General features: G+C 68.5%; 21 protein-coding genes. 10 read left to right on the top strand and 11 right to left on the bottom strand.

Annotated features, from left to right (window positions below):
* From ACE3N6_RS11445 to ACE3N6_RS11405, 9 genes are all read left to right on the top strand, one after another.
* The coding region (locus tag ACE3N6_RS11445) for a tetratricopeptide repeat protein (RefSeq protein WP_374245885.1) at positions 1-631 on the top strand (631 nt) is incomplete at its 5' end.
* Positions 628-2,328, top strand: coding sequence for a GspE/PulE family protein (locus ACE3N6_RS11440; RefSeq protein WP_374245883.1), 1,701 nt, complete (start codon positions 628-630; stop codon positions 2,326-2,328). The genes ACE3N6_RS11445 and ACE3N6_RS11440, both read left to right, overlap by 4 nt.
* A complete protein-coding gene (locus ACE3N6_RS11435) occupies positions 2,325-3,521 on the top strand; it encodes a type II secretion system F family protein (protein WP_374245881.1) in 1,197 nt (398 codons plus the stop codon). Before ACE3N6_RS11440 ends, ACE3N6_RS11435 begins: the two co-directional genes overlap by 4 nt.
* A gap of 3 nt (positions 3,522-3,524) precedes the next feature.
* A complete protein-coding gene (locus ACE3N6_RS11430) occupies positions 3,525-4,940 on the top strand; it encodes a hypothetical protein (RefSeq protein ID WP_374245880.1) in 1,416 nt (471 codons plus the stop codon).
* Positions 4,937-5,512 (top strand): hypothetical protein, encoded by a 576-nt coding sequence (locus ACE3N6_RS11425; protein WP_374245878.1) that lies wholly within the window; start codon positions 4,937-4,939, stop codon positions 5,510-5,512. Before ACE3N6_RS11430 ends, ACE3N6_RS11425 begins: the two co-directional genes overlap by 4 nt.
* A 90-nt stretch (positions 5,513-5,602) precedes the next feature.
* The gene (locus tag ACE3N6_RS11420; protein WP_374245876.1) at positions 5,603-6,820 is read left to right on the top strand and encodes a glycosyltransferase; all 1,218 of its coding nucleotides are present in this window, start codon (positions 5,603-5,605) and stop codon (positions 6,818-6,820) included.
* 181 nt (positions 6,821-7,001) lie between these two features.
* Positions 7,002-7,973, top strand: coding sequence for a PEP-CTERM sorting domain-containing protein (locus ACE3N6_RS11415; RefSeq protein ID WP_374245874.1), 972 nt, complete (start codon positions 7,002-7,004; stop codon positions 7,971-7,973).
* A 272-nt stretch (positions 7,974-8,245) separates the two neighbouring features.
* Positions 8,246-9,478 (top strand): ABC transporter permease, encoded by a 1,233-nt coding sequence (locus tag ACE3N6_RS11410; RefSeq protein ID WP_374245872.1) that lies wholly within the window; start codon positions 8,246-8,248, stop codon positions 9,476-9,478.
* A 12-nt stretch (positions 9,479-9,490) separates the two neighbouring features.
* Complete coding sequence (locus tag ACE3N6_RS11405) at positions 9,491-10,759, top strand: ABC transporter permease (protein WP_374245870.1); 1,269 nt, start codon at positions 9,491-9,493, stop codon at positions 10,757-10,759.
* 24 nt (positions 10,760-10,783) lie between these two features.
* On the opposite strand, the gene argJ is transcribed toward ACE3N6_RS11405, so the two are convergent.
* The 3 genes from argJ to secA all read right to left on the bottom strand — a co-directional run bounded on the left by argJ (position 10,784) and on the right by secA (position 16,500).
* Complete coding sequence (gene argJ / locus ACE3N6_RS11400; protein WP_374245868.1) at positions 10,784-12,022, bottom strand: bifunctional glutamate N-acetyltransferase/amino-acid acetyltransferase ArgJ; 1,239 nt, start codon at positions 12,020-12,022, stop codon at positions 10,784-10,786.
* 78 nt (positions 12,023-12,100) lie between these two features.
* Positions 12,101-13,543: an HDOD domain-containing protein gene (locus tag ACE3N6_RS11395; RefSeq protein ID WP_374245866.1), complete on the bottom strand. Its 1,443-nt coding sequence runs from the start codon at positions 13,541-13,543 to the stop codon at positions 12,101-12,103.
* Between the two features lie 230 nt (positions 13,544-13,773).
* Positions 13,774-16,500, bottom strand: a complete 2,727-nt coding sequence (gene secA / locus ACE3N6_RS11390; RefSeq protein WP_374245864.1) for a preprotein translocase subunit SecA — start codon at positions 16,498-16,500, stop codon at positions 13,774-13,776.
* 146 nt (positions 16,501-16,646) lie between these two features.
* Here secA and ACE3N6_RS11385 point away from each other — a divergent pair, with 146 nt between their 5' ends.
* The gene (locus ACE3N6_RS11385; RefSeq protein ID WP_374245862.1) at positions 16,647-17,081 is read left to right on the top strand and encodes a DciA family protein; all 435 of its coding nucleotides are present in this window, start codon (positions 16,647-16,649) and stop codon (positions 17,079-17,081) included.
* Here ACE3N6_RS11385 and ACE3N6_RS11380 read toward each other — a convergent pair.
* The 8 genes from ACE3N6_RS11380 to murG all read right to left on the bottom strand — a co-directional run bounded on the left by ACE3N6_RS11380 (position 17,078) and on the right by murG (position 25,150).
* On the bottom strand, positions 17,078-17,266 hold the full coding sequence (locus ACE3N6_RS11380; RefSeq protein WP_374245860.1) for a hypothetical protein: 189 nt from the start codon (positions 17,264-17,266) through the stop codon (positions 17,078-17,080). The two genes, ACE3N6_RS11385 and ACE3N6_RS11380, sit on opposite strands and share 4 nt — an antisense overlap.
* 10 nt (positions 17,267-17,276) lie before the next feature.
* Positions 17,277-18,194: a UDP-3-O-acyl-N-acetylglucosamine deacetylase gene (lpxC, locus tag ACE3N6_RS11375; protein ID WP_374245858.1), complete on the bottom strand. Its 918-nt coding sequence runs from the start codon at positions 18,192-18,194 to the stop codon at positions 17,277-17,279.
* A gap of 161 nt (positions 18,195-18,355) precedes the next feature.
* Positions 18,356-19,492, bottom strand: coding sequence for a cell division protein FtsZ (gene ftsZ / locus ACE3N6_RS11370; protein WP_374245856.1), 1,137 nt, complete (start codon positions 19,490-19,492; stop codon positions 18,356-18,358).
* Positions 19,493-19,643: 151 nt separating this feature from the next.
* Entirely contained in the window at positions 19,644-20,873 is a 1,230-nt protein-coding gene (ftsA, locus tag ACE3N6_RS11365) for a cell division protein FtsA (RefSeq protein ID WP_374245854.1), read from the bottom strand.
* The gene (locus ACE3N6_RS11360) at positions 20,873-21,751 is read right to left on the bottom strand and encodes a cell division protein FtsQ/DivIB (RefSeq protein WP_374245852.1); all 879 of its coding nucleotides are present in this window, start codon (positions 21,749-21,751) and stop codon (positions 20,873-20,875) included. Before ACE3N6_RS11360 ends, ftsA begins: the two co-directional genes overlap by 1 nt.
* A complete protein-coding gene (locus ACE3N6_RS11355; protein ID WP_374245850.1) occupies positions 21,744-22,658 on the bottom strand; it encodes a D-alanine--D-alanine ligase in 915 nt (304 codons plus the stop codon). The genes ACE3N6_RS11360 and ACE3N6_RS11355 overlap by 8 nt, the downstream gene beginning before the upstream one ends.
* 28 nt (positions 22,659-22,686) lie before the next feature.
* Positions 22,687-24,081, bottom strand: coding sequence for a UDP-N-acetylmuramate--L-alanine ligase (gene murC, locus ACE3N6_RS11350; RefSeq protein ID WP_374245848.1), 1,395 nt, complete (start codon positions 24,079-24,081; stop codon positions 22,687-22,689).
* Between the two features lie 10 nt (positions 24,082-24,091).
* Positions 24,092-25,150, bottom strand: a complete 1,059-nt coding sequence (gene murG / locus ACE3N6_RS11345; protein WP_374245846.1) for an undecaprenyldiphospho-muramoylpentapeptide beta-N-acetylglucosaminyltransferase — start codon at positions 25,148-25,150, stop codon at positions 24,092-24,094.
* Positions 25,151-25,168: the final 18 nt, after the last annotated feature.

Genomic DNA, 25,168 nt, shown 5'->3' with positions numbered 1-25,168 from the left:
CCCGCTCCGCCTCCACCCCCCCCCGGCCGACGCACACCACGCCGCCCCCCTCCTCGCCGCCCACGGCGCCTACACCGCCGGCGACCTGCCCCAGGCCGACGCCCTCTACCGCCGGGCCCTCGCGGTCGACCCGCACAGCGCCGACGCCCACAACGGCCTGGGCGCGATCGCCCTCGTCCGGCAGCGGCCGGCCGACGCGGAAGCCCACTTCCGGCGCGCCCTCCAGGCCCGCCCCGACGACCCCACCGCCCTCGCCGGCCTTGCCCGCCTCCCGTCCGGCAACCCCGCACCGCCCGACAGCCGGCTCCGCGACACCCTCGCCACCCTCGGCGACGCCCCGGAAAGCCTCGCGCCACGGCTCGCCCTGGCCGACCGGCTCGCCCGCCAGCAACGCTGGGCCGAAGCCCAGCAAGCCTACTTCGACGCCCACCGCCTTGCCCCCGCCAGCGCCGACATCGTCTACAACCTCGCCGTCAGCCTCGACCACCTCGGCCAGCAACGCCAGGCCGCCATCCACTACCGCAAGGCCCTCACCCTCGCCGCCCGGCAACCCGACGCCGCCGCCCGCTTCCCCCGGGCCCGCTGCGCCGAACGTCTCGCCGCGCTCCAGCCCACCGCGCCCACCCCATGAACGCCCCCGCCCCCATCGGCCAAACCCTGCTCCAGCTCGGCCTCATCAGCGCCGACCAGCTCCACATCGCCCTGCGCGAGCAGCACCGCAGCGGCGAAGCCCTCGGTCGCCAACTGGTTCGGCTGGGCTTCCTCACCGAAGCCACCCTGCGCGACGCCCTCGCCCAGACCCTCGCCCGAGAAAGCGTCGATCTCACCCACGTCCTGCCCGATCCGGCCGCCCTGGCCCTGGTGCCCCAGTCCGTCGCCAAGCGCCTCAAGCTCATCCCCCTGAGCTACGACCAAGCCCGCCGGACACTGGTGATCGCCTCCGCCGAAGTCGACAACCTCGTCGCCCTCGACCAGCTGCGCAGCCAGCTCCCGCCAGGCAGCACCATCGAAACCCTGCTGGCCGGCGACTCCGAGATCGCCCGCGCCATCGACCAGCTCTACGGCCACACCCTGTCCATCGACGGCATCCTCCACGAACTCGAAACCGGCGAACCCGAACGCCTGGGAGCCGCCGGCACCGGCGGCGAATACACCCAGCCCACCGTGCGGCTCATCGACGCCCTCCTCGCCGACGCGGTTCGCCGCGAAGCCTCCGACCTCCACTTCGAGCCCGAAGCCGGCTTCCTGCGCATCCGCTACCGCATCGACGGCATGCTCCGCCAGATCCGCGCCCTGCACCGGGGCTGCTGGCCGGCGATGGCCGTGCGCCTCAAGGTGATGGCCGGCCTCAACATCGCCGACACCCGCTCCGCCCAGGACGGCCGGATCTCCCTCCACGTCAGCGGCCGCCCCGTCGACTTCCGGGTCTCCACCCTCCCCACGCTGCACGGCGAGAACATCGTGCTGCGCATCCTCGACCGGCAGAAGGGCCTCGTGCCCTTGGGCGAACTCGGCCTCCCCGACACCCAGCTCGACCTCCTCAAGCGCATGCTCGCCCGCCCCGAAGGGCTCATCCTCGTCACCGGCCCCACCGGCAGCGGCAAGACCACCACCCTCTACTCCATCCTCGGCCACCTCAACGCCGAAGGCGTCAACATCATGACGCTCGAAGACCCGGTCGAGTACCCGATGCCGCAGATCCGCCAGACCGCCGTCTCCGAAGCCACCCGCCTCGACTTCGCCAACGGCGTGCGGGCCATGCTGCGCCAGGATCCCGACGTGATCCTGGTGGGTGAAATCCGCGACGGGGACACCGCCCGGATGGCCTTCCAGGCCGCCATGACCGGCCACCAGGTGTTCTCCACCCTCCACACCGGCTCGGCCATCGGCGCCATCCCCCGCCTGCTCGACATCGGCATCCAGCCCAGCATCCTCGCCGGCAACATCATCGGCATCGTCGCCCAGCGGCTAGTCCGCCGACTCTGCCCGGCCTGCCGCAGCGGGCGGCCGGCCCGCGACGCCGAACTCCCCCTGCTCGCCCTCGCCGACACCGCCGAACGCCCGCTCATCTTCGACGCCACCGGCTGCCCCCAGTGCGACCACCAGGGCTACCGCGGCCGCCTCGCCATCATGGAGGTCCTGCGCCTCGACGCCGACCTCGACGAACTCATCGCCCGGCGCGCCACCGCCCGCGAGATCCTCGAATCCGCCCGCCAGAAGGGGTTCCGTGCCCTCGCCGACGACGGCTGCCGTCGCGTGCTCGCCGGCGACACCAGCCTCGACGAACTCCGCCGCGTCATCGACCTCACCGACCGCATGGCCCCATGACCACCTACGCCTACCGGGCCCTCGACCCGCTGGGCCGCCTCGTCCGCGGCCGGCTCGACGCCCTCAACCCGGCCGAACTCGAACAGCGCCTGCAGCGGCGCCAGCTCGAACTCATCCACGCCCGCCCCGCCCTGCGCTGGCCCGGCGCCGACCGGCCGCCCCGGCGCGAACTCATCAACTTCTGCTTCCACCTCGAACAGTTCCTCCAGGCCGGCGTGCCCATCCTCGAAAGCCTCGACGACCTCCACGACGCCACCGACCACCCGGCCTTCCGCGCAACCATCGCCGCAGTGCGTCGCGCCGTCGAAGGTGGCGACAGCCTCTCCCGCGCCCTCGAGAACCACCCCCACGCCTTCGACGCCGTGTTCTGCAGCCTCGTCCGGGCGGGCGAACGGGCCGGCGAGCTGCCCACCGTCCTGCGCGCCATCAGCGCCAGCCTCAAGCGCGACGACGAACTCGCCGCCTTCACCCGCCGCATCGCCATCTACCCCGCCATCGTCCTCGCCATCGTCCTGCTCGCCGTCGGCGTCGCCCTCATCCATGTGGTGCCCGAACTCGCCAAACTGTTCCAGACCGCCGGCCAGCCCCTTCCCCTCCAGACCCGCGCCCTCATCGGCCTCTCCGGCCTCCTCCGCCAGCACGGCGCCGTGCTCGCCGGCATCGCCCTGATCGGCGCCCTCGGCCTGCGCCACGCCATCGCCACCCGCCCCGCCGTGCGCTACCGCCGCGACGCCTGGCTGCTGCGCACACCCATTCTGGGCGAAGTCCGCCGCAAGCTCATCCTCGCCCGCTTCACCAGCCTCTTCGCCCTCATGTACGGCGCCGGCATCACCATCGTCGACGCCTTGCGCGTCGCCGCCGACACCCTCGGCAACCTCCCGATGGAACGCGCCCTCGCCCTCGCCGCCCATCGCATCGAGCACGGCCACTCGCTCTCCGACGCCTTTGGCAGCAGCACCCTGTTCCCACCCCTCGTCGCCCGCATGCTGCGCATTGGCGAGACCACCGGCGCCCTCGACGACGCCCTCACCAACGTCAGCTACTTCTACGAACGCGACGTCCGCGAAGCCATCGCCCGCCTCCAGGCCAGCATCGAACCCGCGCTCACCGTCATCCTCGGCCTGCTGCTGCTCGCCGTAATGAGCGCCGTGATGCTCCCCATCTACGACATCGTCACCCAACTCAAGCTCTGAGCCATGGCCGGACGCACCCTCCTCCACCTCACCCGCGACGGCCTCGCCTGGCACCCCCAGCCCCCGTCCGACGCCACGCCGCCGCAGCGCTTCAGCCCCACGCACGACGGGCTCGCCCGCTTCGCCGAGCACCTCGCCCAGCACCCCACCCTCCGCTTCACCCTGCTGGTAGACGTCCCGGACGAGTTCTTCACCGTCGAACCCCTGCCCAAGCTCTCCGCCGGCGACCGCCGCGCCCTCCTGGCCCGGCGCCGCGAACGCCTCGCCCACGAAACGCCCTACTTCACCGAAGCCCCCCTCCCCGCCCTGGCCGGCGACGCCCCCGCCGACGACTGCCTGTTCGCCAGCCTCGTACGCCCGGACCAACTCAAGCCCTGGCTCGACGCCCTCCGGCACGCCAACGCCGCGCTCACCGGCATCCACTCCGCCCCCTTCGCCGCGCTCCCCCTGCTCCGCCACCTGCCGCCGCCGCCCGGCCCGGCGCAGGCCCGGCTGGTCGCCAGCCTCGGGCCCGCCGGGCTACGGGTCTCCTGCTACACCGGCCCTCACCTGCGCTTCAGCCGCCTCACCCCGGCCGAACCCCACGCCTGGCACACCCACGTCCAGGAACTCCTGCGCACCCGCCAACACCTCGCCAGCCAGCGCCTCCTCCCGCGGGAAACCCCGCTCCAGCTCCTGTTCATCGCCCCTCAGGCCGCCCACGGTGCAATCCGCCAGCTCGCCCCGCCCGACCTCGACTGCGTCGATCTCGCCGCCCTCGCCCGAGCCTGCGGCGCCCCCGAACCGCCCGACGCCGATCTCACCCCGCTCCTCCACCGCACCCTCGCCCGGCACCGGCGCATCCCGTCGATCCACACCCCGGGCCTGCAGCGCCAGCACACCCTCCGGCGCGCCGGCACCGCCCTCATCCTTGGCGCCGCCCTGTTCGCCAGCGCAGCGGGCGTCGTTGCCTACGGCACCCTCGACGCCACCCAGACCACCCGGCAAGACATCGACCGCCTGCGCCAGCACATCGCAAACGCCGAGCGCGCCATCGCCCAAGCCCAAGCCGCGATCCCCCCAACCCCCATGCCCCCCGAGCGCATCCACGCCGCCCACCAACGCCTCCCCCAACTGCTCGCCGGCAGCCAGCCCACCGCCGCGCTCCACGCAATCTCCCGCGCCCTCACCCGCTTTCCCCAGGTCAGCCTCACCCGCCTCGACTGGTCCTTCGACCCCCACGACACCCACACCGCGCCCCGCCTCGACCTCCGCCTCGACCTCCCCGACGCCTCCCCCGATCTCGCCGACGCCTTCACCCAGGCCCTCCGCGAGCAAACCCGTGCCACCGTCAGCCCCATCGACGGCGACACCCTCGACACCGACGCCCCCCGCCAGCGCCTCGGCCTGCGCCTGACATTCGACACCCCGCCCCGATGACCCCGCTCCTCGCCCGCATCCCGCCACCGCTGCGGCGGCCCCTCGCCATCGCCGGCACAGCCATCGCCACCGGCGCCACCCTGCTCGCCTTCGCGCTCCACGCCCACCAAGCCGCCCAGGATGAGCACCAAGCCCTGCGCCAGCGCCTCCAACAACTCGCGCACAATCACCAAACCCTCCTCGCCCGGCAAGCCGACGCCCGCCAGGCTCTCGCCGAATGGGCCGACCTGCGCCAGGCCGGCCTCCTCGCAGACACCCCGTCCCACCGCCTCGCCGCCCAACTCGCCGCCCAACTCGCCGCCCGGCCCGCGGCCGCCTCGTCCACCGCGCTGCGCCTCGCCCCGGCCCCCTCCCACGACACCCCCGAATCGCCCTTCATCCTCGTCGGCATCGGCGTACAGGGCAGGCTCGCCCACGACGGGCACCTGCTAAACTTGCTGGAAGAGCTTGGCGCCCTCAAGCTCGGACTGCTCGTGCCGCTCGCCTGCCGGGTCGAACGCGCCGCCGACGACGGCCCGCCGATCGACATCGACTGCCGGTTTGCGTGGGTCTCGCTCCGCCGCGACACCTGAGCGACCGCGCCGGGCGCCAACGGGCAACGCGCCGGCAAGGCCGCGCCCCGCCTGCACCGGCAGCCGGCAGCCCACCCGCCAGGACGAACCATGCGCAAACAGAACATCCTTCTCGTCGCCCACGATGTCACCCTGGCCCACCTGGCTCGACCGCTGCGGCTCGCCGGTCTGCTCCACGAAGCCGGCCACGACGTGACGCTGGCCGCCTCCGCCGATTCCGCCCCCTTCCTGCGCGACTTCCCCGCCCGCCTCCACACCCTCACCCCCACCGGCAAAGCCCGCTTCATCCGCAACCTCGCCGAAGGCAAGCCCGTCTTCGATCTGGAAACGCTCAAAGGCTTCGCCGCCGAAGACGACGCGCTCCTCGCGCAGTACCGGCCCGACATGGTCATCGGCGACTTCCGCATCACCCTCTCGGCCACTGCCCGGCGCGCCGGCGTACCCTACGCCACCATCACCAACGCCTACTGGAGCCCGGCCTTCGCCCCCCACTTCGTCGTGCCGGATCTACCGATGGTCCCCTACCTCGGCGTCAGCCTGTCCCAGTGGCTGTTCGACCTCGCCCGACCCCTCGCCTTCGCCTACCACAGCCGCCCGATGAACGCGCTGCGCCAGCACTACGGCCTGCCCTCCCTCGGCAACGACCTGCGCCGCGTCTACACCGACGCCGACCTCACCCTCTTCAGCGACATCCCCGAACTCTACGGCCTCACCGACGAACATCACCCCGGCGGCCGCTTCCTCGGCCCCATCCAGTGGGCCCCCAACCTGCCCCGGCCCGACTGGTGGGATCGCCTCAGCCCCGACGCCTCCACCATCTACATCACCCTCGGCAGCTCGGGCGACCCGCTGCTGCTCCCCTCGCTGGTCGAAGCCCTCCGGCCAAGCGGCTTCCAGCTCATCGTCGCCACCGCCGGCGCCGGCGGCGTCACGACCGGCGGCAAGGTCTTCTGCGCCGACTACCTGCCCGGCGACGAAGCCGCCGCCCGCGCATCCCTGGTGATCTGCAACGGAGGCAGCCCCACCTCGTTCCAGGCACTCGCTCAAGGAACACCCATTCTGGGCATTCCGTCGAACCTCGACCAGCACCTCAACATGCACTTCGTCACCCGCGCCGGCGCCGGGCTGGTGCTGCGCCGCTACGCGATGACCCCGGAAACCATCCGCGCCGCCACTGGCCGCCTGCTGTCCGAAAGCACCTTCCGCAACGCCGCCGCAAGCCTCGCCGCAGCCATCAAAAAGCGTGATATTCGCCGCACTCTGAACGACATCGCGATTGACTTTCCAAGCAGAAAATCCGGGGCTTGAAAACCCATTTCAGGCCTCCCCGTAATAGGGCGTCGACATTTTTTACACATGTCACAGCCCCCCACCCAAATCATAAATTTCTTCTTTAAAAATCATCACACTAAAAAATTGGCACAGGACATGCTTAATAGAAGCCGTGAGACAGCGGTCTCCTCACTTCCAACACACTAGGAGTTACACAATGAAGAAATTCAAGCTCGCAGCAGTTGCCGGTGCCCTCGCTCTGGCCGCGGCTTCCGCCCAAGCCGGCATCGTCACCATCTCCCCGCAGGGCAACGGCTCCACCATCTCCGTTGGCTCCCTCGACTGGGCTGCTAACGGCGTTCTGGTGACTCCCGTTTCCGGCACCAACGCTGCCCAACCCGCCGTCGGCGACATCCTCCAGAGCTACGCCCAAGCTGCCCTGTCCGGCTTCCTGGACAACAACGGCGACAACATCGGCGTTGCCGGCCTGAACAGCACCTTCGAGTGGACCTTCGTTGCCGGCTTCCAGGAGCTCGTCACCTCCCGCTCCGTGGGCATCGATCCGGTCACCTTCCTGCCGACCGGTGTTGACTCCCTGAACCTGCAAACCACCACCGGTGGCGACAACTTCTTCAAGATCTACGTGTCCGCGAAGAACGCCAACTCCCTGGCTGGTACCGGCTACGCCGACGGCACCCTGATCATGTCCGGCTCGATCCTGCCGTACAACTCCACCACCAACCGTGGCCAGACCTTGTTCTCCACCTCCGGCGCTGCCCTGATCACCGATCTGGACAAGTCCCCGAACGGTAACGACTACCCGGGCATCAAGAGCGTCACCGGTAGCGGCTCCGCCACCGTCGATGCCGTGGTCCAGTACATCAACAAGGACTACTTCACCGACTACCCCACCGGCCTGAAGCTGGGCGACGTGCTGTCCATCTACCTGGACACCCAAGCCAACGACCCCTTCACCCAAGCCAACCCGTCCGCCCTCTTCACCAAGGGTGACGGCTCCACCCTGGTTGGCGCTCCGTCCGTCGGCCCCATCAACGGCGTGACCGGCCCCAACTTCCTGCTGCAGTCCGACGCTGCCAGCAACTTCCAGGTTCCGGAACCCACCTCCATGGCCCTGGCTGGCCTGGCCCTGGCTGGTGTTGGCCTGACCCGTCGTCGCGCCTCCAAGTAAGAAGCGCCTCGATGGCATGAGCACCCGCAAGGGTGCTTCATGGCACCGGAAGGTAAAGGAAAACCCCCGCCCTGCGGGGGTTTTCCTTTTTCAGGTCTGGGACGAGCCCGCCGCTGCCGACCGCGCATATATGTATACGCTCACAAGCCGGATGCCGGCCACGCCAGCCAGCCCTCGATCGCTCCGCGCAAGAAACAGGATTACGCCCGAACCCCGCCAACATATAATCCCAACCGTTACCCGCGCCCGCCGCCCCGCCCGGCACAGCCCCAATGTCATTCGACGTCTACCGCCGCGACCTGTCCCTTGCCCTGCGTAATGTCGTTCGCCAGAAGCGGCGATCGCTGTTCGCCCTGGCCACCATCTCGGGCGGCGTGATTGCGCTCATCATCGCGGGTGGTTTCATCCAGTGGATCTTCGACAACATGCGCGAGTCCACCATCCACTCCCATCTCGGCCACGTGCAGGTGGTCCGCCCCGAGTTCTTCGAGAAGGGCATCGCCAACCCCTACGCCTATCTCCTGCCCAAGGACGACCCCCTGCAGGGCCAGCTTGCGGGCATGCCCGGGGTCACCACAGTCACGCCGCGCCTGGTGTTCTCCGGCCTCATCAGCCACGACGAGTCGAGCATCGGCTTCTCCGGCGAGGGCGTGGACCCGGCCCGCGAGACCGATCTCAGCCGCAACGTGCACATCGTGTCGGGGGAACCCCTGTCGCCGGCAGAACCGAACGGCATCATCGTCGGCGAGGGGCTTGCTGCCAACCTGGGCGTCAAGACCGGGGACACGGTGGTACTGCTCGCGGCCACCCGCCAGGGCAGCCTCAACGCGGTGGAGTGCCGGGTGCGCGGCCTCTTCATGACCGCCACCAAGGCCTACGACGACGCCTTCCTGCGCGCCCCCCTGCCCATCGCCCAGCAGCTGGCGCGCAGCGTCGGCGCCACCAGCTGGGTCGTGCTCCTCGACCGGACGGAGAACACCGACGCCTTCATCGCCAAGGCCAGGGAAGCCGGACGGACGGACATCCAGTTCGTCGCCTGGCACGAGCTTGCCGACTTCTACAAGAAGACCGTCACCCTCATGTCCAAGCAGATCGACAGCGTGAAGCTGATGATCGCGCTCATCATCGTCTTGTCGATCAGCAACACCCTCACCGCGGCGGTCATCGAGCGCACCGGCGAGATCGGCACCATCATGGCCATCGGCCTGCGGACCCGCGACGTGCTGCGCATGTTCATCATCGAGGGGCTGGTGCTGGGCGTGATCGGCGGGGTGATCGGGGTGATCGTCGGCTCGCTGATCGCCTCGGTGGTGTCCTACGTCGGCATCCCCATGCCGCCGCCGCCCGGCATGGCCCACGGCTTCACCGGCCACATCAACGTGAATCCGCTGATCGCCGCCGAGGCGTTTGCCCTGGCGGTGGTCACCACCCTGCTGGCGAGCATCCTGCCCGCCTGGAAGGCCTCGAAAATGGTCATCGTCGACGCCCTGCGTCACCAGCGCTGAGGGCTGCAAAGCATGTCGAACATCCAGCGCCTCTCCGATCTCTTCGCCCGCATCGGCCTTGGCGGCCTCACCTTCAAGCTGGCGTTCCGCAACGTGCTGCGCCAGAAGGTGCGCAGCGGCATGACCCTCGGCGCGGTCATCATCGGCGTCGTCAGCCTGATCCTCGCCGGCGGCTTTGTGCACGACACCTTCATCCAGCTGGGCGAGGTCATCATCCACTCCCAGACCGGCCACCTCCAGATCTTCAAGAAGGATTTCCTCGAGAAGGGCACCCGCTCACCCGAGCGCTACCTCATCGAGAACCCGGCAAAGCTCGCCGCGGCCACCGCAGCGCACCCAGGCGTCCAGGACGTGATGGGCCGCCTGTTCTTCACCGGCCTGCTCAACAACGGCAAGCGCGACCTGTCGATCGTCGGCGAAGGGGTGGAGCCGGACAAGGAAGCCCGACTGGGCAGCTTCATCCGCATCTCCGAAGGACGGCAGCTCACCGACAAGGATCGGGACGGCATCCTGGTGGGGGCAGGCGTCGCCCGAACCCTCGGGCTCAAGCCTGGCGACCGGGTCACCCTGCTGATGTCCGCAGCGGAAGGCGGCCTCAACACCCTGGACGTCGAGGTGGTGGGCGTCTTCCAGAGCTTCTCGAAGGATTTCGACGCCCGCGCCGTGCGCATCCACCTGGGCGCGGCGCAGGAGCAGATGTTCACCACCGGCGTCAATCTGCTGGTGGTGGCGCTGGACAAGACCGAGGACACCGACCGGGTGCGCGACGCCGTGGCCACGCAGATCGCCGGCGGCCCCTACGACGTGCGGCGCTGGAAGGATCTCTCGGATTTCTACGACAAGACCGTCCAGCTCTACGACCGGCAGTTTGGCGTACTCCAGTTCATCATCCTGCTGATGGTGCTGCTGTCGGTCACCAACAGCGTGAACATGAGCGTCTTTGAGCGTCAGGGGGAGTTCGGCACGATGCAGGCGCTGGGCAACCGCTCGCGGGACGTGGCGCTGCTGATCGTGGTGGAGAGCGCGATCCTGGGCTTTGCCGGTGCCGTGCTGGGGGTGGTGCTCGGCGTGGGCCTTGCCGAACTGATTTCCTTCATCGGCATCCCGATGCCCCCGCCCCCCAACGCGGACGTGGGCTACACCGCTTACATCCAGGTGGTGCCGGGCACCCTGGCCAGCGCGGCCCTGGTGGGCTTCCTTGGCACGGTGCTCGCTTCAATCGTGCCGTCGCTGAAGGTGACCCGGCTGCAGATCGTGGACGCCCTGCGCCAGAACGTCTGACGCGGGCGCCCGCCGTGCCGGCGCTCAGGAGCGGTAGTCGGCGTTGATCTTCACGTAGTCGTACGAGAAGTCGCAGCTCCACAGGGTGGCTGCCGCGTCGCCCCGGGCGAGGTCGACCCGCACCGTGATCTCCGCCGCCGCCATCACGCGGGCGCCGGCTTCCTCACGATAGCTCTCGGCGCGGCCGCCCTTCTCGGCCACCAGCACCTCCTCACCGTTGCTGCCCAGCCACACGCGCAGCTGCGACACGTCCAGATCGTCGATGCCGGCGTAGCCGATGGCGGCCAGGATGCGGCCCAGGTTGGGGTCGGACGCGAAGAAGGCGGTCTTCACCAGCGGCGAATGGCCGATGGCGTAGCCCACCTTGCGGCACTCCTCGCGGGTCTTGCCACCTTCGATCTGCAGGGTGATGAACTTGGTGGCGCCCTCGCCGTCGCGCACGATGGCCTGGGCCAGGAGGATCGACACCTCCAGCACCGCCTGGCGGAAAGCCACGTAGTCGGCCGACGCCGTATCGGCGATGGTCGCATTGCCGGCCTGGCCGGTGGCAATCAGGATGTAGCTGTCGTTGGTGGAGGTGTCGCCATCCACGGTGATGCTGTTGAAGCTCAGGTCGGCCACTTCCTTCAGCAGGGCGTCCAGCACCGGCTGGGCCACGTCGGCGTCGGTGGCGAGGAAGCCGAGCATGGTCGCCATGTTGGGCTTGATCATCCCGGCGCCCTTGGAGATGCCGGTCAGGGTGATGGTCTTGCCGCCGATCTGCACCTGGCGCGAAACCGCCTTGGGGATGGTGTCGGTGGTCATGATGCCGTGGGCGGCGTCGAACCAGCCGTCGGCCTTGAGGGCGACCTTGGCGGCGGGCAGGCCGGCGACGATGCGTTCTACCGGCAGCGGCTCGAGGATCACGCCCGTCGAGAACGGCAGCACCTGGCTCGCCGCGATGCCCAGCTGGCCGGCCACCGCCTCGCAGGTGGCGCGGGCAGCGGCCAGCCCTGGCTCGCCGGTGCCGGCGTTGGCGACGCCGGTGTTGATGACCAGCGCGCGGATCCCGCCGGCCGGCAGATGGGCCTTGCACACCTGCACCGGCGCGGCGCAGAAGCGGTTCTGGGTGAACACCCCGGCCACCCGGGCGCCCGGCGCCAGTTCGATCAGCGTGAGATCCTTGCGATTGACCTTGCGCACCCCCGCCTCGGTGACGCCAAGGCGGACACCGGGCACGGGAAACAGGGCAGCGGCTTCAGGGGGGGAAAGCAGGACAGGCATGAAAGACTCCAGGAACAGGCGCCGATTGGCAGAAGAACGCCATGATAATCCGGGAGACGTTACCGGGACACCTGCCCGTCAGCCCGAACCCCCATCGGCTGCGCACAGCGCCACCGCCAGGCTGGCCTGGAGGGCGAAATGCTGGACGGCCCGCCAGCTCTCGTCGTCCAGCAGCCGGCCGTTGCGGTCGGCGTAGAGCACGCCGATCCGCCGGGTCGCCGACCCGAAAGGCACCACGAAGCCCGACTCGCTGGCGGTGACCGCCAGCAGCCGCTCGGTGCCGCCACGCTCGACGCGGGCCGGATTGACCCAGCACGCCTTGCCGCTGTCGATGGCGTCGTCCACCACGTCGTCCGGGTCGCCATCCATCGAAAACGCAAAACGCGCACACAGCGCCTCGCCGCCTGCACCGAGGCCCATCTTGCCCTGCAGGTGAAGGCGGTCCGGCGTGAGCAGCGCCACCACCACCCGCTCGCAGCCCACGCCCCGCAGGACGCCCTCGGCAGCGAGCTGCAGGATGTCGGCGATGGCCACGCGCTCCAGGCTCATGGCGGCCAGATCCTGCAGGATGCGAAGCTGCAGCGCCGCATCGGGCGCCGCCGGAACGGCCGCCGCCTCCGGCTCCGGCGCCGCGGTGAAAGGCGCCCCCCTGGGAATGGCCCGACCGGCCTCGGGCGCGCCGAAGAAGGCGGCCACCCGGGCGGCCTCGTCGGCGTTGGCGACGACCTCGGCGCTCACCGCCGATGGCGGCAGCGCGAGATAATCGGCCGCCTCGCGGATCGCCCGCCGGGCCGCCGCGGAATCCCAGCCCTCCTCGGCTGCCCGGGCCAGGCGCTCGCCGATCACCACGGCCCGCTCTGGGCCGCGGCTGCGCACATCGCCTTCGATGGCCGCCGCCGCAAGAGAGCCCAGCCGCCACTCGCGCACCAGCCCGGCAGAAAGGTGGCGCAGCGAAAAGCCCAGCACCATCTGCTGGGCCTCCTCCTCGCGCACGCCGCCCTGGCTCATGCAGCGCTCCAGCGCCTGCGCCTGCTCGCCGCCAAAGCACCAGAAGGCCATTTCACCGACCCGCGACAGCAGGGCCGCGATGAAGACCTCCTCGCCCAGCGACTCGCCCCGCCGCTGGATCGCCCAGCGGGCCTGGACCGCCGCATGGAAGCTGCGCGCCATCTCCCGATGAACCCGGCAGCGCACGCCGCCGCCCAGGAGCGCGTCGATGAGCGCCACCGACAGGGCGAGCTGGGCCACCGGGTCGAAGCCCAGCACCACGATGGCCCGCGAGACGGTGTTGATGCCCTGGTGCGCGTGATTGAAGTAGGCGCTGTTGGCGAGCCGCAGCACCTTGGTGGTCATCGGCGCATCCTTGAGGATGACCTGCGACAAGGCGGAGGCCGACGCCCGCTCGTCCCCGACGATTCGTCGCAGGGCGTCGACGGTGCGGGCAAACACCGGCATGTCGCGGCCGCGGATGCGGTCGATCCAGGCCGCCAGATCGGAAGGCACTGCGCTCGTGGAATTCATGGGGTCACCTCTTCCGCGGATAACGGCAGGCGACGTTGCAGCTTGAGGCACCGTCAACGCACAAGGCCCGCTCGAAAGCGGGCCTTGTCAAAGAACGACTACCCCGTTGAAAAGGGGCGGGAAACCGTAGCGAACGGCCCGAGGCTGCGGGGAGGCGCGCAGCTGTACTGGAGTACAGCGAGCACCGCAGTCGCAGGATCGGGTCGCGCAGTAGGTTTATCGCTCCTTTTTCAGGAGAGCTTGCCGTGGCAGTGCTTGTACTTCTTGCCGGAGCCGCAGGGGCACGGGTCGTTGCGGCCGACCTTCGGCGCGAGGTTGGTTTCCGGCTGATTGACGTCGCGGTCCGGGTTGGCAGTGGCCAGCGCTTCGTCGTAGTCGGCGTGGTGATACTGGACGTTCTCCAGCGCCGGCGTCAATTCGGCTTCCTCGATCTGCGCCTCGGAGCGGATCTGGACGGTCATCAGCAGCTTGGTGACTTCAGTGCGCACGACCTGCAGGAGGTTCTTGAACAGCTCGAAGGCTTCGCGCTTGTATTCCTGCTTGGGGTTCTTCTGGGCGTAGCCGCGCAGGTGGATGCCCTGGCGCAGGTGATCCAGCGCGGAGAGGTGTTCGCGCCAGTGGGTGTCGAGGCTCTGCAGCATCACGTTGCGCTCGAAGCCGTGCCAGGCGGCCGGGTCGACCAGGGCGATCTTGTCGGCGTAGGCCTGGGCGGAGGCGTCCAGCAGGCGCTGCAGGATGTCGTCGTCGCTGATGGACGGATCGGCCTTGATCCATTCGCCCACCGGCAGCTTGAGCTGGTAGTCGGATTCGAGAGCCAGCTCGAGGCCCGGGATGTCCCACTGCTCCTCGACCGAGTTCTCGGGCACGTACACGCGGAACAGGTCGTGGAGCACGCCTTCGCGCATGCCGGCGATGGTCTCGGAGATGTCGGTGGTTTCGAGCAACTCGTTGCGCTGCTGGTAGATCACCTTGCGCTGGTCGTTGGAGACGTCGTCGTACTCGAGCAGCTGCTTGCGGATGTCGAAGTTGCGCTGCTCGACCTTGCGCTGGGCGGTTTCGAGGGAGCGGGTCACCATGCCGGCTTCGATGGCCTCGCCTTCGGGCATCTTGAGGCGGACCATGATGGCGTTGAGCCGCTCGCCGGCGAAGATCTTCATCAGCGGATCTTCGAGGGAGAGGTAGAAGCGGCTCTCGCCCGGGTCGCCCTGACGACCGGAACGGCCCCGCAGCTGATTGTCGATACGACGGGATTCGTGGCGCTCGGTGCCGATGATCTTGAGACCGCCGGCCTGCAGCACCTGTTCGTGGCGGACCTTCCACTCGTCGCGCAGCTGGGTGATCTGGGCTTCCTTCTCGGCGTCGGAGAGGCTTTCGTCCTCGCGGATGAGGGAGACAGGCTTCTCGACGTTGCCGCCCAGCACGATGTCGGTGCCGCGACCGGCCATGTTGGTGGCGATGGTGATGACGCCCGGCCGGCCGGCTTCGGCCACGATCTCGGCCTCGCGGGCGTGCTGCTTGGCGTTGAGCACGTTGTGGGGCAGCTTGGCCGCGGTGAGCATGGCGGACAGCAGCTCGGAGTTCTCGATGGAGGTGGTGCCCACCAGCACCGGCTGGCCGCGCTGCACGCAATCCTTGATGTCGGCGGTGATCGCGTCGTGCTTTTCCTTCATCGTGCGGTACACCTTGTCGTTCTGGTCCTTGCGGATCATCGGACGGGTGGTGGGCACGACAACGGTTTCGAGGCCGTAGATCTGGTGGAATTCGTAGGCTTCGGTGTCGGCGGTGCCGGTCATGCCGGCAAGCTTGCCGTACATCCGGAAGTAGTTCTGGAAGGTGATCGAGGCGAGGGTCTGGTTCTCAGCCTGGATCTTCACGCCTTCCTTGGCCTCGACGGCCTGGTGCAGGCCCTCGGACCAGCGACGGCCAGCCATGAGGCGGCCGGTGAATTCGTCGACGATGACGACTTCGCCGTTCTGCACCACGTAGTGCTGGTCCTTGTGATACAGCGCGTGGGCCCGCAGGGCGGCGTAGAGGTGGTGGATCAACAGGATGTTGCCCGGATCGTACAGGCTGGCCCCTTCGGGCAGCAGGCCCAGGTTGCCCAGAATCTCTTCGGCGTGCTCGTGGCCTTGTTCGGTGAGGAGCACCGAGTGGGCCTTGAGGTCGACGGTGTAGTCGCCCGGCGTGGTGATGTTCTCGCCCTCGCCTTCCTGACGGGTCAGCAGGGTGGGCACGGCGTTCATGCGCACGTAGAGTTCGGTGTGATCCTCGGCCTGGCCGGAGATGATCAGCGGCGTGCGGGCTTCGTCGATGAGGATCGAATCCACTTCGTCGACGATGGCATAGTTGAGGCCACGCTGCACCCGCTCGGCCACGTCGTAGACCATGTTGTCGCGCAGGTAGTCGAAGCCGAACTCGTTGTTGGTGCCGTAGGTGATGTCCGCCGCGTAGGCGTCCTTCTTCTGGTCGTGGGGCATCTGCGACAGGTTGCAGCCCACGGTGAGGCCCAGGAAGCGGTAGATGCGCCCCATCCAGTCCGAGTCGCGGCTGGCGAGGTAGTCATTGACGGTGATGACATGCACGCCCTTGCCCGAGAGCGCGTTGAGGTACACCGGCAGCGTGGCGGTGAGGGTCTTGCCTTCGCCGGTGCGCATTTCGGCGATCTTGCCGGCGTGCAGCACCATCCCGCCCACCATCTGCATGTCGAAGTGGCGCATGCCGTGCACCCGCTTGCCGGCTTCGCGGACCACCGCGAAGGCTTCGGGCAGCAGGTCGTCGAGGCTCTCGCCCTTGGCGACGCGCTGGCGGAATTCATCCGTCTTGCCGCGCAGCTCCTCGTCGGTCAGGGCCTGGATCTTCGGCTCGAGGGCGTTGATGGTGCGCACCGTCTGGCTGTACTGGCGGATCAGGCGGTCGTTGCGGCTGCCGAAAATTTTCTTGAGAAGGCCTGCGATCATTTGATTTGGAAGGGAAAACGCGGCAAAGGGCGGATTCTATCATGTCGTCCGGACACGACCGTGACGCAGGACAAGACGCCGCTCACTCTTGTCCGCGGAAAGGCTTCCCCATAGGATGGGGGCGCTTCTCAGAATTCCAAGCCCCGATGGCCAAGACCAACCCGATCGACACCTATCTCGGCAGCGGCGACAGCCTTGCCCGCCTGCAGGCCCACGCGGCCCGACTGCTGCGCCTGCAGCGCCAGCTGGCCAGCCTGCTCCCCGACTACATGGCCGCCGCCTGCAAGGTGGCCAACCTGAAGGGCGAGGATCTGGTGATCCACGTGGAGAGCGCCGGGCTGGCCGTCAAGCTGCGCCAGGCGGTGCCCAGCCTGCTGGCCGACTTCGCCCGCGCCGGCGTGCTGCTGCGGGACATCAAGGTGAAGGTGTCGGTGCCCGAATACCGCCCGCCCGCCCCGCCACCGCCGGATCGCCATGTGAGCGAATCCACCCGCAGCGGGCTGGGCGACCTGGCCGCCAGCCTGCCGGCGGATTCGCCGCTGGCCAAGGCGCTCAGGCGGTTTGTGAAGAGTGCGGGCTAAACGAAGGGAACGAGCACCCGCTCGAGAATCAGCAGCGCAAAGAACACCAGCGCCATGACGAGCGCCCAGCGGAAGAGCTTCCACGCCAGCGCCAGATAGCGCGGTTCGCGGGTGAAGAAGTAGGCGAAGACCGAAGCGCCGATGCCGATCCCGACCAGCACGGCGAGCAGCCGGAGCAGGAGCATCGCGCCAGCCTCAGCCCAGGGCCAGGTCGAAGAGCTGGGCGACCGCCGGCGGGGTGCTGGCGTCTTCCTCGAAGGCGACGATGTCCCAGGCGGTCTTGTCTTCCAGCAGCACGCGGAGGATCTGGTTGTTGAGGGCGTGCCCGGCCTTGTAGGCGCTGTAGGACGCCAGCAGCGGATGGCCGGCGAGGTAGAGGTCGCCGATGGCGTCGAGCACCTTGTGCTTCACGAACTCGTCGGCGTAGCGCAGGCCGTCGGCGTTGAGCACCCGGTATTCATCCATCACGATGGCGTTGTCGAGGCTGCCGCCCAAGCCGAGGCCGTTGGCGCGCATGAACTCCACGTCCTGCATGAAGCCGAAGGTGCGCGCCCGGGAGACCTCGCGCACGTAGGAGTGATCGGCAAAATCGACGGTGACCGAGGTGCCGGTGCTGTCGATGGCCGGGTGGTTGAAGACGATGGAGAAGCTCAGCTTGAAGCCGTCGTGAGGCTCGAGGCGAACCCACTTGTCGCCCTCGACGTACTCGACGGGCTTCTTGACGCGCAGGAAACGCTTGGGGGCCTTCTGCTCCTCGATGCCGGCGGACTGGATCAGGAACACGAAGGGGCCGGCGCTGCCGTCGAGGATGGGGATCTCGGCCGCGTCCACGTCGATGTGGGCGTTGTCGACGCCCAGCCCGGCGAGGGCCGACATGAGGTGCTCGACGGTATTGACCTTGGCGCCCTCGCGCTGCAGGCCGGAGCACATGCGGGTATCGCAGACGGCGTAGGGGTCGGCGGGCAGATCGACCACCGGGTCGAGATCGACGCGATGGAACACGATGCCAGTATCCGGCGCGGCGGGGCGCAGGGTGAGCGTGACCTTGTTGCCGCTGTGCAGGCCGACGCCGGTGGCGGTAACGACGGTTTTGAGGGTGCGCTGCTTCAACATGGCCGGGATCCTGATTCAAGTCACTGAATTTTAACATACGCACCCTGCTGCACCGCAGCAGCGCGTGTCCCGTGTTGCCTGCAAACGACAAACGCGCAGCCGGACGGAGGCGACGTCCGGCTGCGCGTTTGAATGAGCCACCGAGGCGGCCCGGGTGCGGCTTAGTCTGCCTGCTTGCGCAGGAAGGCCGGAATGTCGAGGGTCGACATGCCGTTGGCGCTCATGGCTTCGACGGTGGTGCGGGAGGTGCGGCGGATCACGGCCGGCAGTTCCAGGTTGCCGTAGTCCACTTCCATGCCGATGTTGTCGGTACCGGTGCGGATCACTTCCATCTTGCGCGGCATGGCGGCGGCGCGGACGGCACCCAGGCCGGTGGCGACGACGGTGACGCGGATGCGGTCTTCCATGTTCTCGTCGAACACGGTGCCGTACTTGACGAAGGCTTCCTTGGCGGCGAAGGCCTGGACGGTGCGCACGGCATCGCGGACTTCGGCCATCTTGAGCGAACGGCTGGCGGTGATGTTCACCAGCACGCAGCGGGCGCCGGAGAGCTCGGTGCCTTCGAGCAGCGGCGACACGGCGGCCTGCTCGGCGGCGATGCGGGCGCGGTCGAGGCCGGAAGCCTGGGCGGAGCCCATCATCGCGCGGCCCATCTCGGCCATCGCGGTGCGCACGTCCTGGAAGTCGACGTTGACGAGGCCGGGCACGTTGATGATCTCGGCGATGCCACCGACGGCGCTGGTCAGCACGTTGTCGGCGGAGCGGAAGCAGTCTTCGAAGCCGGCGTCGTCGCCGTAGACTTCGAGCAGCTTGTCGTTGAGCACAACGATCAGCGAGTCGACCTGCTTGGAGAGTTCCTCGACGCCGCTCTCGGCGACGCGGATGCGGTTCTCGAAGTCGAAGGGCTTGGTGACCACGGCCACGGTGAGGATGCCCATTTCCTTGGCGATCTCGGCCACCACCGGGGCTGCGCCGGTGCCCGTGCCACCGCCCATGCCGGCGGTGATGAAGCACATGTGGGCGCCATCGAGGGCGGCCGCGATGGCATCGCGGGATTCCTGAGCCGCAGCACGACCGGCTTCGGGCTTGGACCCGGCACCCAGGCCGGTCTTGCCAAGCTGGACCTTCACCGGGGACAGGCAACGGGAGAGGGCCTGCGCGTCGGTGTTGGCGGTGATGAAGTCGACGCCCTGCACGCCTTCGCGGATCATGTGATCCACGGCGTTGCCGCCGGCGCCACCGACGCCGATCACCTTGATATTGGTGCCGCCGGATGCCTTTTCAACAATTTCAAACATTTAACTCGCCTCCAAGAGAAACTGCACTTGATATTGCCGACGTGCAACCGGACCGTATTTAGTATTAATCGCAAATTTTACAACTAAATAAGGGGGTATTGCACATCAAAGTTCGTTCGGATTCAGGCCGCCGGAGCGGCCGCATCCCCCATCAGAAATTGCGCTCGAACCACGAACGCATCCTCGAAAAAACCTGCCCGACGTTACGCGTCTGGCGTGCCTGGATGCCGCGCCGCTTCTGGGCTGCGCCTTCCATCACGAGCCCCATCGCATTGGCGTAGCGGGGCTCGCAGACCACCTCGGCGAGGGGGCCGTCGTACTTGGGATAACCGATGCGCACCGGCATGTGGAAGACCTCTTCGCCCAGCTCGACCATCCCCTGCATCACGGCGGCGCCACCGGAGAGCACGATGCCGGAGGACAGCAGCTCTTCGTAACCGCTGCGGCGCAGTTCGGCCTGGACCAGCTCGTAGAGTTCGCAGACGCGGGGTTCGATCACGTCGGCCAGGGCCTGACGCGACAGCTTGCGCGGCGGGCGGTCGCCCACGCCCGGCACTTCGATCATCTCGGAGGCATCGGCCAGGGTGTGCATGGCTACGCCGTGGCGGATCTTGATCTCCTCGGCATCGGCGGTCGGGGTGCGCAGGGCCACCGCGATGTCGTTGGTCACCTGGTCGCCGGCGATGGGGATCACCGCGGTGTGACGGATCGCGCCCTGGGTGAACACGGCGAGGTCGGTGGTGCCGCCGCCCACGTCCACCAGGCACACGCCCAACTCCTTCTCGTCCTCGGAGAGGGTGGCGTAGCTGGAGGCCAGCGGCTGGAGCACCAGATCGAGCACCTCGAGGCCGCAGCGGCGCACGCACTTGACGATGTTCTGGGCGGCGGACACCGCGCCGGTGACGATGTGCACCTTCACCTCGAGGCGCACGCCGCTCATCCCGATGGGCTCGCGCACGCCGTCCTGGCCGTCGATCACGAATTCCTGGGTCAGGATGTGCAGGATCTGCTGGTCGGCCGGCAGCGGCATGGCGCGGGCGGTTTCGATGACGCGCTCCACATCCAGCGGAGAGACCTCCTTGTCCTTGATCGCCACCATCCCGTTGGAGTTGAAGCTGCGGATGTGGCTGCCGGCGATGCCGGTGTACACGTCGCGGATCTTGCACTCGGCCATCAGCTCGACTTCCTGGATGACCTTGGAGATCGCGTCCACGGTGGCCTCGATGTTGACCACGACGCCCTTCTTCAGGCCCGACGACGGCTGCGAGCCCAGCCCGATCACCTCCATGCGGCCGTCCGACTTCAACTCGGCCACCACACAGGTGATCTTGGAGGTGCCGATGTCGAGGCCGACGATCAGTTCCTTGTATTCTTTGCTCATCACTTCCCTTTTTTGCTGTCTTGCTTGCCCGTCGGCTCGGCGGAGGCGATCGGCCGGAGGGCAAAACCACTGGGGTAGCGGAGATCCACCACCGCCACGTTCATGTTCAGTCGGCTCCTGGCCTTGGGGTAGTAGCCCACGAAACGGGCCAGCCGGTCGTCGATGGGGGCCTTGGCCTGATCGTGGCCAAGCTCGATGGTGAGGCCGTCTTCCATCTTGAGCTGCCAGGCCTCGCGGGCCGACAGCGAGACGCCCACCAGCTGCTTGCCCAGGGGGCCGAGCTTGCTCGAGAACTCGTCGAACTTGGCGAGGAGCACCCCGGACGAACCCTCGGGCCCGCTGAAGACCGGCATCTTGGCGTTGCTGGCGGCGGTGAAAACCTCGCCGTAGCGATTGACGAGGCGCATGTCGCCGGTCTCGCCCACCCGCCAGTAGGCCGACGCCACGTGCTCTTCGAGGCGCACCTCGATGCCGCCCGGCCACTTGCGGCGCACGTCGGCGCGACGCACCCAGGGCAGCTTCTCGAAGGCGCCGCGCACGTCGTCCAGATCGACGGTGAAGAAGTTGCCGCGCAGGGACGACCGGGCGGCGTATTCGAGCTGGGCGGTGGTCACCTGGGCCAGCGGCGTGGTGACGACGACTTCCTTCAGCGGGTAGATCGGCAGGCGCGACAGCGACGCCACGGCGGCGTAGCCAAGCCCGGCCGCGCCCATCACCAGCAGGACATCGGAGATCAGGTTGAGGAGCTGGGGACGATCCCACAGCCCGTTGCCACCGCCCTCCCGCTGCGGACGCGCGGCGGCGCGCGTGCGCTTGCCGGCCGACGGCTTGGCGCCAGGCTCGGGCGGGACGTTGGAGGTGCTGCGCTCGTCAGCCAAGGCGGGCTCCGGAGAGGATCTCGAGGCACAGGGCCTCGAAGGACAGCCCGGCCACCCGGGCCGACATGGGCACCAGCGAGTGGTTGGTCATGCCCGGCGCGGTGTTGATCTCGAGCAGGGTGAAGGAGCCGTCGTCCCGCAGGATCAGGTCGGCCCGGCCCCAGCCGCGGCAGCCCAGCACCTTGGCGCAGCGCACGATGGCGACCTGGATTTCCTTTTCCTGGGCTTCGGGCAGGCCGCTCGGGCAGAAATACTGGGTGTCGTCGGTGAAGTACTTGTTCTGATAATCGTAGTTGCCGCCGGGGGCGACGATGCGCACCAGCGGCAGCGCCCGGTCGCCCAGGAAGGGCGCGGTGAGTTCCTGGCCGGTGACGAACTCTTCGGCCAGCACCAGCGAGTCGAACCTGGCGGCAAGCTCCCACGCGGCCTTGAGCTGGCCGGCCTCGGTGACCTTGGTGGCGCCCATGCTGGAGCCTTCGTGCACGGGTTTGACGAAGATCGGCAGGCCCAGATCGGCCACCACGGCATCCCAATCGGTGTTGGCGTCGAGGATCGCGAAGCGCGGCGTGGGCAGGCCGGACGACAGCCACACCAGCTTGGTGCGCCACTTGTCCATGGCGATGGCGGAGGCCATCACGCCGCTGCCGGTGTAGGGAATGCCCATCAGCTCGAGGGCGCCCTGGACGGTTCCGTCCTCGCCGCCACGGCCGTGCAGCGCGATGAAGGCGCGGTCATAGCCCTGCTCCTTGAGGATGTGCAGGTCGGTCTCGGCCGGATCGAAGGCGTGGGCATCGACCCCTGCCGCCTGCAGCGCGGCCAGCACGGCGCCGCCCGACATCAGGGAAATCTCGCGCTCGGCGGAGGTTCCGCCCAGCAGCACCGCAACCTTGCCAAATCGATTCTTCACATCCGTCACCACGTCCGCACTCACCTTCTTAAATTTCGCCACTGACCAGCTTGCCCGGCACTGCGCCGATGCTGCCCGCACCCATCGTGATCACCACGTCGCCGTTGCGCGCGGCGGCAAGGATGGCCGCCGGCATCTCCTCGATGTGCTCCACGAAGACCGGCTCGATCTTGCCCGCCACGCGCAGCGCCCGGGCCAGAGAGCGGCCGTCCGCCGCCACGATGGGCGCCTCGCCGGCGGCGTACACCTCGCCCAGCAGCAGCGCGTCGACGGTGGACAGCACCTTCACGAAGTCTTCGAAGCAGTCCCGCGTGCGGGTGTAGCGGTGGGGCTGGAAGGCCAGCACCAGACGCTTGTCGGGGAAGGCGCCACGGGCGGCGGCGATGGTGGCTGCCATCTCCACCGGGTGGTGGCCATAGTCGTCGATGATCGTGGCGGTGCCGCCGTCGGGCAACGCCACCTCGCCGTAGCGCTGGAAGCGCCGGCCCACGCCCTTGAACTCGGCCAACGCCTTGACGATGGCTTCGTCGGAGACGCCGACCTCGGTGGCCACGGCAATCGCCGCAAGGGCGTTGAGCACGTTGTGGCGGCCGGGCAGGTTGAGCACGACCTTGAGCCGGCTGGTGGTGCCATTGACGCGCACCACATCGAAGACCATCCGGCCTTCTTCGGCGTGGATGTTCTCGGCGCGCACATTGGCCGATTCGGAGAAGCCGTAGCGGACGATCTGCTTGGACACCAGCGGCACGATCGAGCGCACGTGCTTGTCGTCGTCGCACAGCACGGCCACGCCGTAGAAGGGCAGGTGCTGCAGGAAATCGACGAAGGACTGCTTGAGCCGCGCGAAGTCGTGCCCGTAGGTTTCCATGTGGTCGGCGTCGATGTTGGTGACGACCGAGATCACGGGCGTGAGGAGCAGGAAGGAGGCGTCGGATTCGTCCGCCTCGGCCACCAGAAAGTCGCCCTTGCCCAGGCGCGCGTTGGCGCCGGCGGCGTTGAGCTTGCCGCCGATCACGAAGGTGGGGTCGAGCCCGCCCTCGGCCAGGATGCTGGCCACCAGCGAGGTGGTGGTGGTCTTGCCGTGGGTGCCGGCGATGGCGATGCCCTGCTTGAGGCGCATCAGCTCGGCCAGCATCTGGGCGCGGGGCACCACCGGGATCTGACGCGCGCGGGCGGCGATCACCTCGGGGTTGTCGCCCTTGACGGCGGTGGAGGTGACGACCGCATCGGCGTCGTCGACGTTTTCGGCCGCGTGGCCCTGGATCACCCGGGCGCCCAGCGACTTCAGGCGGCGGGTGGCGGCGTTGTCGCCCAGATCCGACCCGCTGACCTTGTAACCCAGATTGACCAGCACCTCGGCGATCCCGCTCATGCCGGCACCGCCGATGCCGACGAAGTGGATGCTCTTGACTTTGTGTTTCACATCGATTCCTTTAGGCAGCGAGCCCGGCGCACACATCGGCGACCCGGGCCGTAGCATCCGGCTTGGCACATCCGCGAGCCTTGACGGCCATGGCCAGCAGGCGTTCGCGATTCATCTGCTGCAGCAGCGCGGCGAGGCGCTGCGGCGTGAGTTCGGTTTGCGGCATCAGCACCGCCGCGCCGGCCTCGGCCAGGAAGCGGGCGTTGCCGGTCTGGTGGTCGTCCACCGCATGGGGATAGGGCACCAGCACGCTGGCCACGCCCGCGGCGGCCAGCTCGGCCACGGTGAGGGCGCCGGCCCGGCAGATCACCAGATCGGCGTCGGCGTAGCGGTCGGCCATGTCTTCGATGAAGGGCAGCAGCTCGCCCTCGACCCCGGCAGCCTGATAGCCGGCGCGCAGGGCGTCGATCTGCTTGGTGCCGGCCTGGTGGGTGACCTGCGGCCGGGCGGCCGGCTCGAGCAGCGCCAGCGCCTGGGGCACCGTCTCGTTGAGGGCCGTGGCACCGAGGCTGCCGCCCACCACCAGCACCCGCAGCGGGCCCGTGCGGCCGGCGAAGCGCTCGGCCGGCGGCGCGACGGCGGTGATGTCGGCGCGCACCGGGTTGCCCAGCCACTCCCCCTTCGTGAGCACATCGGGGAAGCCAGTGACGACCCGGTCGGCCACGCCCGCGAGCACCTTGTTGGCGAGGCCGGCAACGGAATTCTGCTCGTGCACCACCACCGGACGCCCCAGCAGGGACGCCATCATCCCGCCCGGAAAGGTGACGTAGCCGCCCATCCCGAGCACCACGTCGGGCTTCACCCGGCGGATCTGGGCGAAGGCCTGGGCGAAGCCCCGCAGCAGATTGAGGGGCAGCAGCAACTTGCGCAGGATGCCCTTGCCGCGCAGGGCGGCGAAGCGCACCCAGGCAACTTCATAGCCACTGGCCGGCACGATGCGGGCTTCCATCCCTTCCGGGTTGCCCATCCACACCACCTTCCAGCCGCGATCACGCAAGGCGTCCGCCACGGCGAGGCCAGGGTAGATGTGGCCGCCGGTGCCGCCGGCCATGACCATCAGCGTGGGCATCAGGCGCTGCCTCCGCAT

Origin of the sequence: Zoogloea sp. (assembly GCF_041904905.1) — a bacterium.
Classification (GTDB): domain Bacteria; phylum Pseudomonadota; class Gammaproteobacteria; order Burkholderiales; family Rhodocyclaceae; genus Zoogloea.
This window is presented reverse-complemented; position numbering and strand designations above follow the sequence as displayed.